Below are 12,815 nucleotides of genomic sequence, written 5' to 3' on the forward strand. Positions count from 1 at the left end.
AGCCAACCGCGCTGCGCACCCGGCATGTATGGCCCATAGCTATACTCCGCTTCTTATACATGCTGGTCGTTATTGAACAAAATATTCTCCCGCTCACCCTTAAACCTTAACCATATGCAAAGACCATTTCCTTTTCAATTAGCCGCTGCCCCGTTAGGCATACCGGCTTATTACCCGGCCCATACTAACGGGGCAACTATCATTACTGCAGCAAACATTTGCAATCCTGAAAACCATTAACACATCCACATTTGAGCTGTGAAACCACGTGTCCGTAAGGTTTCATCTGATCAGAAACACTAAAAACCTTTACACATGAAACCAGTAAAATTTCTATTGCTGCTTATGGCCTTTACCGGCGTACAGCAGATGGCATTCTCACAAACCTGGCAGCTCGTATGGGCCGACGAGTTTAACGGCAGCATTGGCCCCGACTGGGTATTTGAAACCGGCGGTGGCGGCTGGGGTAATAATGAGCTGGAATATTACCGCCGTGAAAACGCTACCATCGAAAACAACCAGCTGGTAATTACTGCCAAACGCGAAAGTTTCGGCGGTTATAACTACACCTCTACCAGGATGAAAACCCAGGGCAGAAAATCCTGGACATATGGTAAGATAGAAGCCCGTATTGCTATACCGGCATTCTCCGGCGCATGGCCTGCCTTCTGGATGCTGGGCGATAACATCAGCACCGTGAACTGGCCTGCCTGTGGTGAAATTGACATCATGGAGCATGTGAACAATGATCCCAATGCCGTAGGAACCATTCACTGGCAGGGACCTGATGGCGGTCATGCCTCCTATGGTTCCAGCACCCCGGTGAATGTTACCGGTTACCATACCTACACTATTGAATGGAACCCATCTTCCATCAAATGGTTTGTAGATGGTGTACAGTACAATGAAGCCAATATTGCCAACAACATTAACAGCACTGAAGAATTTCACCGGAACTTTTTCATCCTGCTGAATTTTGCCATTGGTGGCAACTGGCCCGGCTTCAACATTGATAACAATGCGTTCCCTGCAAAAATGTATGTAGACTGGGTACACGTATACCAGGGCGGCGGCACCAATCCTCCCCCCACCTGGAGTCAGACCGTACAGGCAGAAAGCTATAGCAGCATGCTGGGCGTACAAACGGAAACCACTACTGATGCCGGCGGTGGCCAGAACGTAGGTTATATTGAAACCGGCGACTGGATGGCTTACAACAGCATCACTATACCTACATCCGGCAGCTACAAGATCGAATACCGTGTAGCCAGCCTGAATGGCGGCGGCCGTTTATCACAGGACCTGAACGCCGGTTCCATTGTACTGGGTGCAGTAGATGTGCCCAACACCGGTGGCTGGCAAAACTGGACCACCATTTCCCAAACCGTGAACATTAATGCCGGTACTTACAACTTTGGCATTTATGCAGCATCCGGTGGCTGGAATATTAACTGGTTCCGCATTACCAAACTCTAAACCCTTAAACAGTATCTTTATGAAAAAAGCTCTAAAATATTCAGCAGGCCTCGCATTCCTGCTTATCTCCTTTACAGCCTTTGGTCAGCAAAAAGAATATAGCTTAGGCAACACCCGCACCCTGGTGCAGGAATTCCGCCAGCAGGCAACGGCCAGGCAACAGCAATTTGTAAGCGGCGCACAGCTGAGAGTAAGTGCTAATACCACGTTAAATGCTAAAGTAAATTTCCGTACTACCGGTAGCGCCACAGAAGAATTCCTGGCAGGCGAAATAGCCAATACCCCGGGTTCTTCCTTCTTTGTTCGCATAGAGGGCAACAAGGTTGAAGGTAACATCGTGTTACGGCAAAGCAAAAAAGCATACAAATATTATTCAGACAATACCGGTAATGTTTTCGTAAAAGAAGAAGACATTAACAAGGTACTGTGTATTAATTATGAAGAAGGCCCTGCTACCTCCCAGGTAACAGCACAGGGTGTAACTGCAGCCGCTGTACCTGCGGACCTGCAAAGCTACCCCGGCGCCAATGGCTGCGTACTGCTGGACTTTGACGGTCAGTATGTTTCCGGCACTCCCTGGAATAATGGTAATCCCATTAACGCCGCACCAGCCACCCTCTCAGAAGCTGAAATGCGCGAAGTATGGGAGCTGGTAAGCGAAGATTACAAGCCCTTCCATATGAACATCACTACCAGCGAAGCGGTGTTTAACACTTATCCCAAGAACAGGAGAATGCGCTGCATTTTCACGCCTACCAATACCGCTGCTCCCGGCGCAGGTGGCGTAGCCTATATCAGCTCGTTTAACTGGAATGATGATACCCCCTGCTGGGTATTTAACGGTGGCGTAAAAGGCGCCGGCGATGCTGCTTCACACGAAGTAGGTCATACTTTAAGCTTAGGCCATGACGGCAGAAATTCTCCTGCAGAAGGTTACTACGCCGGCCAGGGTAACTGGGCGCCTATTATGGGTGTTGGTTACTACAAACCAATTGTACAATGGAGCAAAGGCGAATATAACAGCGCCAACAACCTGGAAGATGACCTGGCAAAAATGACCAGCTCCACTTTTGGTGTTGGCTACCGTGCCGATGATTATGGCAATAGCATTTCATCTGCAGGCGTTCTGAGCGTAGGCGCAGGCGGCAGCATCAACAGCAGCGGCATTATTGAGCGCACGGCTGATGTGGATGTATTCTCTTTCAGCACATCCGGCGGTAATGCTACCATCAACTTCAACCCGGCTCCCCGCCATGCTAACCTGGATATACTGGCCCGCCTGCTTAACAGCAGTGGCGCTGTAGTAGCTACTTCAGATCCCGCTGGTTTATCTGCGGCTATTAACGCCAACCTGGCGGCTGGTACTTATTATGTATCTGTTACCGGTACCGGCGTGGGTAACCCGGCTACGGATGGTTACTCCAACTATGCTTCCCTGGGCGCTTATACCATTACCGGCACTATTTCCGGTGGTACCGGCAGCGGTGCAGTTACCGTATACCAGGATTGTAATTACGGCGGCTATGCCATTAACCTGGCGCCCGGCAGATATGATATGGCGCAGCTGAATGCCCTGGGTATTCCGAACGATGACATCTCCGCTTTAAAAGTGAAAAGTGGTTATGAAATTATCCTGTACCAGGATATTAACTTCGGTGGCAGCGCTTACGTATTCCGCGGCGACTTCTCCTGCCTGGTGAACCTCTCTGTAAACGGTCAGCCGCTGAACCTGAACGACTGGGCAACTTCCGTAGTGGTACAACCTTCTACGGCTGCAAAAGCTGCTGTAATGAGCAACGCCATCACGCTTGCCACACCGGTTAAATCATCCTCCGCTGCTTCCACAACAACAGCTGATGATAATGATGCTACCCTTGATGTAGTGCTGTCGCCCAACCCTTTTACACAGAACTTATCTGTGAAAGTGAAGAGCAAGGTGGATCAGTATTACATCCGTGTGTATAACATGAATGGTACGGAAGTAAGGCCTGCACAGCGTATTTCTAACGGCCAGCCCGTGAACCTGTCCAGCCTTTCAACCGGCATGTACCTGATCAAGATCTACGTAGGAAAAGAAGTGATCACCCGCAAAGTGATCAAACAGTAATAATATCCCATCCTATGACAACGTAGGGGTCCCGGTTATTCCGGGGCCCTTTTTTTTACAATTAATTAATAAATTGATAACGGCAACCATGCAAAAAAAACCAGAATGAAATGAAAATATTTGTACTCAAATTGTGGTAAGGAATGACCGAATTATACGGTATCAAACAGGGCAGCAGCAATGTTTTCAGGGAAGTATATCATCAATATCAGCACAGGTTATATGCCTTTGTGTATCAGAAAACCAGCTCGCATTACCTGGCAGAGGAAGTAGTACAGCAGGCCTTCATCCGCCTCTGGGAAAAAAGGAATGCCTTATCAGACGGAGTGTTGCTTTCCACGCAGCTTTTCCAGATAGCCAAAACTATTCTGGTGGATGAGCTGCGCAAAGAAGCCGTTAAAAGAACCCACATTAGCGGCTGGGCCAGCAGCAGCGCAGCGCCGGTTACAGAAAATAAACAATTAGAGCTGCGCGATAGTATGGAACACATGGTACGTACCATTAACGCCATGCCGCCTATGCGCAAAACCGTTTTCAATATGCGCCGGCAGCGGGGACTATCCTATAAAGAAATTGCCACGGAGTTAGCCATCTCACCCAAAACCGTGGAGAATCATATTGCCCGCGCCATTAAACAGCTGCGTGAGGCCGTACAGGTATTATCCCTGTCCGGCTGCTGAAACGCATCCAGTAAGTATTTTACCAGTTCCTGGTCAGCCCGGGAGTGGGCTGCCTGTATTTTGTGTGATAAGTAAACGTGTGGCACACATCCCTATAATCTCCGGCCACTACTGAAGAACTGCTTTGCAATCTTAACATTGCAAAAAAATCAGTATATTATACAACAAATGCAGCCCAATGAAATACCCCCGCATGCAGAACTTTATTAATGGCCGGTTCACAGATATTGATTCCACCCGTCTGCTAACCATTACCTCACCTACAGATGGCCGGGAGCTGGCGCTGATGCCCTGCTCCACCGCTGCCGACCTGGATGCCGCCGTTAATGCTGCAAAAGCCGCTTTCCCCGCCTGGAGCCAAACCCCTATCAAAGAACGGGTGCAGGTATTTTTCCGCTACAAATATTTATTGGAAAGAGACCTGCAGGAGCTGGCAGAGCTGGTGAGTGAAGAAAACGGTAAAACATTGGGCGAAGCCATTGCAGAAATAGAAAAATGTATAGAGCTCACGGAATTTGCCACCTCGCTGCCACAGCTGGTAACCGGCGAAATACTGGAAGTAAGCAAAGGCGTGGAATGCAGAACAGAACATGTACCGCTGGGTGTAGTAGCCTCTATCGTGCCATTCAACTTTCCCAGCATGGTGCCTAACTGGACCATTCCCAATGCCCTTACCCTGGGCAACTGCATGATCATAAAACCTTCTGAAAAAGTCCCCCTTAGCCTGGCCCGCATTGCGGCTTTATTGAAGGAAGCCGGCCTGCCGGACGGGGTATTCAATATTGTGAACGGCGATAGTGAAATAGTGAACGCCATCTGCGACCACCCCAGCATTGAAGCCGTATCATTTGTAGGTTCCACCAAAGTGGCCAAGCTGGTATACCAGCGGGCTACCGGGCAGTTAAAACGCTGCCTGGCCTTAGGCGGCGCTAAAAATCATTTGCTGGTATTACCGGATGCCAAACCGGATATGACTGCGCAGAACGTAGTGGCCTCTATGAGCGGTTGCGCAGGGCAGCGCTGTATGGCGGCATCGGCCATGGTAGCAGTGGGCCAGGTAGATCATATTATAGACAAGATCTGCGCAGAAGCCGGTAAGGTGATACCGGGCAAAAACCTGGGCGCAGTGATCAACCGGGAATCCAAAGAAAAAATTGAACGCTATATTACCGAAGCAGAGCAGCAGGGCGCGCGCATCCTGATAGACGGGCGCAACACCGTAGTAGAAGGCAAGGAACAGGGCAGCTACGTAGGCCCTACCGTGATAGACTATGTGAAACCGGATATGGCGGTGGCCAGGGAAGAAATATTTGGCCCCGTGATCAGTATCCTGCGCACCAATACGGTAGATGAAGCCCTGGCCATAGAAAATGCCAACCCCTACGGCAATGCAGCCGCAGTATATACACAAAATGGCAGCCTGGCGCGTTATATTATTGAAAAGGCCAATGCCGGTATGATAGGCGTTAATATAGGCGTACCCGTGCCCCGTGAGCCCTTTTCTTTTGGTGGATGGAATGAAAGTAAATTTGGCGTAGGCGATATTACCGGCAAAAGCTCCATAGAATTCTGGAGTAAGCTAAAGAAAACCACTACTAAATGGAATCCCGAAGCAGGGATTAACTGGATGAGCTGATGGAGTCCATGGTCCATAGTCTATGGTCCATGGCATAGAACGTAAGGTAGTATTATAAGTAAAAGAAGTAGAAAAGACCACGGAAGATAGTCGATGGTCGATGGAATATAACATAAGACAGGTACTGCAAGTAACAGGAAGCGATCAACCAACATTAGGAAGTAACTAAGGTCAACTGATATACAGCAAACTGCCATGCGCCATAATGATGGAGCATGGATTAATTTAAACGCTATGGCTGAAACCTCCTCCCTGTCTGCCACCCAGCAGGTTATACAGGACAACCTGGACTATACCCTTTTTTCCTGGAGCAAGCAAAAAGGGATTGCCCCTATTGCCGTAAAACATGCAGAAGGTGTTTACCTCTATGATTATGATGGTAACCGCTACCTGGATTTTTCTTCCGGTTTGATCAACGTGAACATTGGCCACGGCAACCAGCGTGTAACCCAGGCCGTGATGCAGCAAATGCAGGAAGTAAGCTATGTTACACCCGGCTGCGTTACACAGGCCCGTGGTGAGCTGGGTAAAAAGTTAGCCGCCATTAGCCCCGGTAACCTCAATAAAACGCTTTTTACCACCGGCGGCGCAGAAGCCATTGAAAATGCTATTAAGCTGGCGCGCTTGTACACCGGCCGTTCTAAAATAATTGCCCGCTACCGTGCTTTCCACGGCGCCTCCTATGGCGCTATGACAGCCGGCGGCGATCCCCGCAAGCTGCCGCATGATGCGCAGCAGGTGCCTAACATAGTGCACGTGGAAGATCCTTATTGTTACCGCTGCCCCTGGGGTAAGGAAATTACATCCTGCTCCCGAGAATGTGTAAGCCATATTGAGCGGGTGATTGAATTTGAAGGCCCGGAAAATGTGGCGGCCATCCTCATGGAAGGGGAAAGCGGATCTTCCGGTTGTATTAAATACCCGCCGGATTATTTACAAAAAGTGCGCGCGCTCTGCGATAAATACAACATTCTGCTGATAGCGGATGAAGTAATGAGCGGTTTTGGCCGCACGGGCAAATGGTTTGCCTGTGACGTGCACGGCATAGTGCCGGACATGATAGCTACCGCCAAAGGTATTACCGCCGGTTACCTGCCCCTCGGCGCTTTAATTGTGAGCGATACCATTGCCAGCTACTTTGATGATAAGGTATTATGGTTAGGGCTTACCTACTCAGCCCACCCGGTTTGCTGCGCCGCCGCAGTAGAGGTGCTGCAGATCTATGAGGATGAGCAGCTGATAGAAAATGCTGCTGTAATGGGCGCTTATATTGAGCAGCAGGTAGCCCTGCTGCAGCAACAGCATCCCAGTATTGGCGATTTCAGGAATACCGGCTTACTGGGTTGTATAGAGCTGGTGAAGAACCGCGCTACCAAAGCGCCTATGGCCCGCTTTAATGCGCCGGCCAGTGAAATGACGGTGATGAATAAAGTAGCCGCCAGGCTGAAACAGCTGGGCATGTATGCCTTTGTACGCTGGAACTATGTATTTATAGCGCCTCCCTTATGTATCACCAAAGCGCAGGTAGATGAAGGGCTGGCCATCATCAGCGAGGCTATCCGCATTGCAGACGATGCATATGAAAATTGAAGTAAGCACATTTCCAAATTCTTATAGCTAATTCCTGATCATCACCATGAGCGAAACCTCCTCTCTTTACAGTGAAGACCTGGCGCCTGTATCACCGGCCAACCGCACCTGGAATACCTGGAACTATGCAGCGCTGTGGATCAGCATGAGCCTGTGCATTCCTACGTATATGCTTGCCAGTTCGCTCATTGAAGGAGGTATGAACTGGTGGCAGGCCATCTTCACCATTTTCCTGGGTAACAGCATTGTATTGGTGCCCATGATCCTGAACGGGCATGCCGGCGCTAAATACGGCATTCCCTTCCCGGTATTTGCCAGGGCCAGCTTTGGCGTAACGGGCGCTAACATTCCTGCTATCCTGCGTGCTATTGTAGCCTGTGGCTGGTTTGGTATTCAAACCTGGATCGGCGGCTTTGCGCTGTACCAGATGCTGCGGTTATGGATGCCCTGGCTGGAAACCCTGCCTACGGTGTTCCCTGAATCCTTCGGCTTAAAAACAGGCCCAGCTATTACCTTCCTGCTATTCTGGTGCCTGAATATGTATGTGGTATACCTGGGTGTGGAAAGCATCCGGAAATTATTGGTGTTTAAGGCCATCTTTTTACCCGTAGCTGCGTTGGCGTTATTGTGGTGGGCCATTGGCGCGGGCCATGGCTTAGGGCCTATTTTGCAGCAACCGTCCAGGTTTACTTCAGCCAATGGCTTTTTAAATTTCTTTTTACCGGCGCTTACCGGCATGGTAGGTTTCTGGGCAACGCTTTCCCTTAACATTCCTGATTTTACACGGTATGCTGTTAGCCAGCAGGCGCAGGTAAGAGGGCAGATCATTGGCCTGCCGCCCTCTATGACCCTGTTCTCTTTTATTGGCGTCGTGGTTACTTCTGCCACCACCATTGTGTACGGCACCACCATCTGGGATCCGCTGGTGCTGGCCGGTAAATTTGATAGTAAGCTGCTGGTAAGCCTTGCCATGATAGCAGTGGCTATTTCTACATTAGCCACCAACATTGCAGCCAATATTGTAAGCCCCGCCAATGACTTTGCCAACCTGTGGCCGGCGCGCATCAACTTCCGCAAAGGCGGTTACATTACCGGTGTGCTGGGGATACTTATTTTCCCCTGGAAGCTGATCGCAGATCCCAGCGGTTACATCTTTACCTGGCTCATAGCCTATTCCAGCCTGCTGGGGCCTGTGGGCGGTATTATGATCACAGATTATTATTTCATACGCAAGCAATACCTGGTAGTGCCGGAGCTGTATAATCCTGCCGGCAGCTACAGCTTTAGCAGGGGATTTAATATACCCGCAGTAGCAGCATTGCTCATTGGCATTTTACCGAATGTGCCGGGCTTCCTGGTCACTATTAAAGCCATTGCGCCGGATGCAGTACCGGCGTGGCTTGCGCAGCTCTATAATTATGCCTGGTTTGTAGGCTTCCTGGTAAGCGGCATTGCGTATATGCTGTTGATGCAAACCTACCGGCACGGTATTCAAACTATTAAAGAAACATCGTCTTATGTCGCTCTTGATTAAAAACGGAAGGATCATTACTGCCGCAGATGATTATGTGGCAGACATTTTTATTGAAGGGGAAAAGATAGCCGTGATCGGCAACAACCTGTCCATACCGGCCGGTGAAACTATTGATGCGGAAGGCATGCTGGTAATGCCCGGCGGCATTGATCCGCATGTGCATTTAGAGATGCCTTTTATGGGCACCTTTTCCAGCGACAGCTATGAAACCGGTACCCGTGCTGCATTACATGGCGGCACTACCATGGTCATAGATTTCATTCTGCAAAAGCAGGGCAGCTCTTTAAAAGCGGCGCTGGATGAATGGCGTTCCCGTTCCAATGGCAACTGTGTAAGCGATTACAGCTTTCATATGGCGGTAACCGATTTTAATGATGCAACAAAACAGGAGATCAAAACTTTTATAGAACACGAAGGCATTACCTCTTTCAAAACCTTTATGGCTTATAAAGGCGCGCTGATGATAGACGACCGGCAAATGACGGCGCTGATGCAGGAAGTAAAAAAACATGGCGGCATGGTAACTGTGCACGCTACCAATGGCGATATGATCGATTACCTGGTAGCCAAACACCGGGCTGAAGGAAAATTATCGCCGCTGTATCACTACCTCTCCCAGCCGGAAGTAACAGAAGCAGAAGCCAGCGGCCGCTTTGCAGATATCTCCAACTACACCGGCTGCCCGGGATATATTGTACACCTTACCTGCGAAGGTGCGCTGAATGCAGTACGCCAGGCCACCCGCCGTAACCAGCATGTGTTTGTGGAAACCTGCATTCAATACCTGCTGCTGGATGCTGCCTTATATGAGCAGGACTTCGACGGCGCCAAATGGGTCATGAGCCCGCCGCTGCGTGAAAAGAAAGATCAGGCCACGCTGTGGGCCGGTATTAACCAGGGTTTGGTAAATGTAGTGGCAACGGACCATTGCCCGTTTAAATGGGAACAAAAGCTTATGGGCAAAGATGATTTTTCAAAGATCCCCAACGGCCATCCCGCCATAGAGCACCGCATGGAGCTGCTATACAGCGAAGGAGTGCACAAAGGAAAGATCACACTTAATAAATATGTGGAAGTAGCCTGCACCAATCCTGCCAAAATATTCGGCATGTTCCCCCGCAAAGGCACCATTGCCGTAAACAGCGATGCAGACATTGTGATCCTGGACCCGCAGGCTAAACATACCATTACTGCCGGTGCGCATCATATGAACGTAGACTATTCTGCCTACGAAGGCTGGGAGCTGACAGGTAAAATAAAAACAGTGGTGCTACGTGGCAAGGTAGCTATTAACAACGGGGAATGCCTGCTGGATAAGGGTTACGGCCAGTTTGTAAAACGCGGCAAAGTGAGTGGGAAGATTTGAAGAGTCCATGGTCCATGGTCCATGGCATAAACCCGTAAGAAATGTAGTGCGTTAATGTCATTACTCGAAATACATAATATAATGTTCAAGGCTATGGACCATTGACTATGGACCATGGACTCAAATTTTCAAATTATGCCAAGAATCATTAAATCCGGCCTTATTCAAATGAGCCTGCCTAAGACAGAAGGTGAAGGTACCATTGAGGAGATCAAGGAAGCCATGATCCAGAAACATTTGCCGCTGATAGAGGAGGCAGGACAAAAAGGAGTGCAGATCCTATGCCTGCAGGAAATATTCAGCACGCCTTACTTCTGCCCCGGGCAGGATGCGCGCTGGTATGCATCTGCAGAAACAGTGCCCGGTCCTACTACAGAGCGCATGGCCGCTTATGCTAAAAAGTACAGCATGGTGATCATTGTGCCGGTGTATGAAAAAGAGCAGGCCGGCGTATTGTACAATACAGCTGCAGTGATTGATGCCGATGGCACTTACCTGGGCAAATACCGCAAAAATCATATTCCGCATACATCCGGTTTCTGGGAAAAGTTTTTCTTTAAGCCCGGCAACCTGGGCTACCCGGTGTTTCAAACCCGTTATGCAAAAGTAGGCGTGTACATCTGTTACGACCGGCACTTTCCTGATGGCGCCCGCTGCCTGGGATTAAACGGTGCAGAAATAGTGTACAACCCATCCGCTACAGTAGCCGGCCTTTCCCAATATTTATGGAAGCTGGAGCAGCCTGCCCATGCTGCCGCCAACGGGTATTTTATGGGTTGTATTAACCGTGTAGGTACAGAACAACCCTGGAACCTGGGGAAGTTTTATGGCAGCTCTTACTTTGTAGATCCACGCGGACAAATATTCGCCACTGCATCGGAAGATAAAGATGAATTACTGATAGCTGAGTTTGACCTGGATAAAATAGAGGAAGTAAGAAGTGTTTGGCAGTTCTTCCGCGACCGGCGCCCGGAAACGTACGGCAAGCTCACAGAGCTTTAAACCTGTTATTCCTGACATTAATACATTGCTATGGCCATTGTGAACAACCGCTTGACCGCTGAACAGTACAACGAGAACTTTAGCGATATACACCCTCCTTTCGAAAGCCGGGAAGCCGCGCTGGTAGAGGCTAATCGCTGCCTGTTCTGTTATGATGCGCCCTGTATTAAAAGCTGCCCCACCAGTATTAATATACCCAAATTCATTAAGCAGATAGCCACAGATAACATCAAAGGATCGGCCCACACTATTTTCAGCGCCAACATTATGGGCGGTGGCTGCAGTAAGGTATGCCCCGTAGAAAAGCTGTGCGAAGGTTCCTGCGTATATAACCTGATGCACGAAAAGCCCATTGCTATTGCCAAACTGCAAAGACATTCAACGGAAAAAGCCATCAGTGGCCAATGGCGCCTGTTTGAACGCAAGCCTGCCACCGGTAAAAAAGTAGCTATTGTAGGTGCAGGCCCTGCCGGTTTAAGCTGCGCACATGTGCTTTCCCGGGAAGGTATTGAAGTCACCATTTTTGAGAAGGAAAGTAAAGGCGGCGGGTTAATGACCTACGGCATTGCAGCTTACAAAGTAACCCCGCAGTTTTGCGAAGATGAGGTGAACTACATTACCTCCTTAGGCGGCATTCACATTCAATACAATAAAGAGCTGGGAAAAAACCTTAGCCTGCCTGAGCTGCAAAGGGATTACGATGCCGTGTACCTGGGCATTGGCGTAGGCGTGGCGCGGCAGCTGGACATACCCGGCGAAACGCTGGACGGTGTGGTAGATGCCATTCAATTTATTTATGAGCTCCGCAGCAAAGGTTACCCGGCCGTACCGGTAGGTGATAAGGTAGCTGTAATAGGTTTGGGTATGACGGCCATAGATGCCGCAACACAGGCCAAACGTTTAGGCGCAAAAGAAGTGACGATTGTATACCGCAGAACACAGGAAGAAATGCCCTGCACGGAAGCAGAGCTGGAAATTGCAAAGCTGGATGGCTGCAAGCTGCAATGGCTGGCAGCCCCGAAAGAAGTGAAGGGGCAGGATGGAAAAGTACAGCAGCTTATCTGCAGCATTATGCAGCTAAGTGCACCTGATGCCAGCGGCCGCCGCGCACCGGTAGACACGGGTCAAACCTTTACGCTGGAAGTTGACATGATCATTAAAGCAGCAGGACAGGTACCTTTTGAAGCGCTTATTACCAGTGAGCAAATACATCATCAGCAGGGAAAGATCATCATTAAAAACAACGCTACCAACATCCCCGGCGTATTTGCCGGCGGCGATTGTGTGAACGGTGGTAAAGAGGTAGTGGACGCGGTACAGGCAGGTAAGGAGGGCGCGGCTGCTATACTGGAGTACTTAGTTGGCAGTGAGCAGTTGGCAGTCAGTAACCATCAGCATAAGTAATAGTTATTTATCATTATGTG

At 49.5% G+C, this 12,815-nt stretch carries 9 protein-coding genes; all 9 read left to right on the plus strand.

Annotation, left to right across the window (positions count from 1 at the left end):
* Nucleotides 1–315: 315 nt before the first annotated feature.
* The 9 genes from BMZ54_RS02285 to BMZ54_RS02325 all read left to right on the plus strand — a co-directional run bounded on the left by BMZ54_RS02285 (nt 316) and on the right by BMZ54_RS02325 (nt 12,795).
* A complete protein-coding gene (locus BMZ54_RS02285) occupies nt 316–1,476 on the plus strand; it encodes a carbohydrate-binding protein (protein WP_089906524.1) in 1,161 nt (386 codons plus the stop codon).
* A gap of 19 nt (nt 1,477–1,495) precedes the next feature.
* Nucleotides 1,496–3,583, plus strand: coding sequence for a T9SS type A sorting domain-containing protein (locus BMZ54_RS02290; protein ID WP_162277451.1), 2,088 nt, complete (start codon nt 1,496–1,498; stop codon nt 3,581–3,583).
* A gap of 143 nt (nt 3,584–3,726) precedes the next feature.
* Nucleotides 3,727–4,263: an RNA polymerase sigma-70 factor gene (locus BMZ54_RS02295; RefSeq protein WP_089906526.1), complete on the plus strand. Its 537-nt coding sequence runs from the start codon at nt 3,727–3,729 to the stop codon at nt 4,261–4,263.
* A gap of 193 nt (nt 4,264–4,456) precedes the next feature.
* Nucleotides 4,457–5,899, plus strand: coding sequence for a CoA-acylating methylmalonate-semialdehyde dehydrogenase (locus tag BMZ54_RS02300; protein ID WP_238386463.1), 1,443 nt, complete (start codon nt 4,457–4,459; stop codon nt 5,897–5,899).
* A gap of 234 nt (nt 5,900–6,133) precedes the next feature.
* On the plus strand, nt 6,134–7,489 hold the full coding sequence (locus BMZ54_RS02305) for an aminotransferase class III-fold pyridoxal phosphate-dependent enzyme (protein ID WP_089908248.1): 1,356 nt from the start codon (nt 6,134–6,136) through the stop codon (nt 7,487–7,489).
* Nucleotides 7,490–7,535: 46 nt separating this feature from the next.
* Nucleotides 7,536–9,023: an NCS1 family nucleobase:cation symporter-1 gene (locus BMZ54_RS02310; protein ID WP_089906528.1), complete on the plus strand. Its 1,488-nt coding sequence runs from the start codon at nt 7,536–7,538 to the stop codon at nt 9,021–9,023.
* A complete protein-coding gene (gene hydA / locus BMZ54_RS02315) occupies nt 9,007–10,389 on the plus strand; it encodes a dihydropyrimidinase (RefSeq protein ID WP_089906529.1) in 1,383 nt (460 codons plus the stop codon). The genes BMZ54_RS02310 and hydA overlap by 17 nt, the downstream gene beginning before the upstream one ends.
* A 135-nt stretch (nt 10,390–10,524) precedes the next feature.
* A complete protein-coding gene (locus tag BMZ54_RS02320; protein ID WP_202909120.1) occupies nt 10,525–11,391 on the plus strand; it encodes a nitrilase-related carbon-nitrogen hydrolase in 867 nt (288 codons plus the stop codon).
* A gap of 30 nt (nt 11,392–11,421) precedes the next feature.
* Nucleotides 11,422–12,795 (plus strand): NAD(P)-dependent oxidoreductase, encoded by a 1,374-nt coding sequence (locus BMZ54_RS02325; protein WP_089906531.1) that lies wholly within the window; start codon nt 11,422–11,424, stop codon nt 12,793–12,795.
* Nucleotides 12,796–12,815 lie beyond the last annotated feature (20 nt).

This window comes from Chitinophaga rupis (assembly GCF_900109685.1).
GTDB lineage: Bacteria > Bacteroidota > Bacteroidia > Chitinophagales > Chitinophagaceae > Chitinophaga > Chitinophaga rupis.

What these genes read in the sequence shown, in the direction of transcription:
- BMZ54_RS02285 (WP_089906524.1), top strand. Translation starts at nt 316, where the DNA reads ATGAAACCAGTAAAATTTCTATTGCTGCTTATGGCCTTTACCGGCGTA.
- BMZ54_RS02290 (WP_162277451.1), top strand. Translation starts at nt 1,496, where the DNA reads ATGAAAAAAGCTCTAAAATATTCAGCAGGCCTCGCATTCCTGCTTATC.
- BMZ54_RS02295 (WP_089906526.1), top strand. Translation starts at nt 3,727, where the DNA reads ATGACCGAATTATACGGTATCAAACAGGGCAGCAGCAATGTTTTCAGG.
- BMZ54_RS02300 (WP_238386463.1), top strand. Translation starts at nt 4,457, where the DNA reads ATGCAGAACTTTATTAATGGCCGGTTCACAGATATTGATTCCACCCGT.
- BMZ54_RS02305 (WP_089908248.1), top strand. Translation starts at nt 6,134, where the DNA reads ATGGCTGAAACCTCCTCCCTGTCTGCCACCCAGCAGGTTATACAGGAC.
- BMZ54_RS02310 (WP_089906528.1), top strand. Translation starts at nt 7,536, where the DNA reads ATGAGCGAAACCTCCTCTCTTTACAGTGAAGACCTGGCGCCTGTATCA.
- hydA (WP_089906529.1), top strand. Translation starts at nt 9,007, where the DNA reads ATGTCGCTCTTGATTAAAAACGGAAGGATCATTACTGCCGCAGATGAT.
- BMZ54_RS02320 (WP_202909120.1), top strand. Translation starts at nt 10,525, where the DNA reads ATGCCAAGAATCATTAAATCCGGCCTTATTCAAATGAGCCTGCCTAAG.
- BMZ54_RS02325 (WP_089906531.1), top strand. Translation starts at nt 11,422, where the DNA reads ATGGCCATTGTGAACAACCGCTTGACCGCTGAACAGTACAACGAGAAC.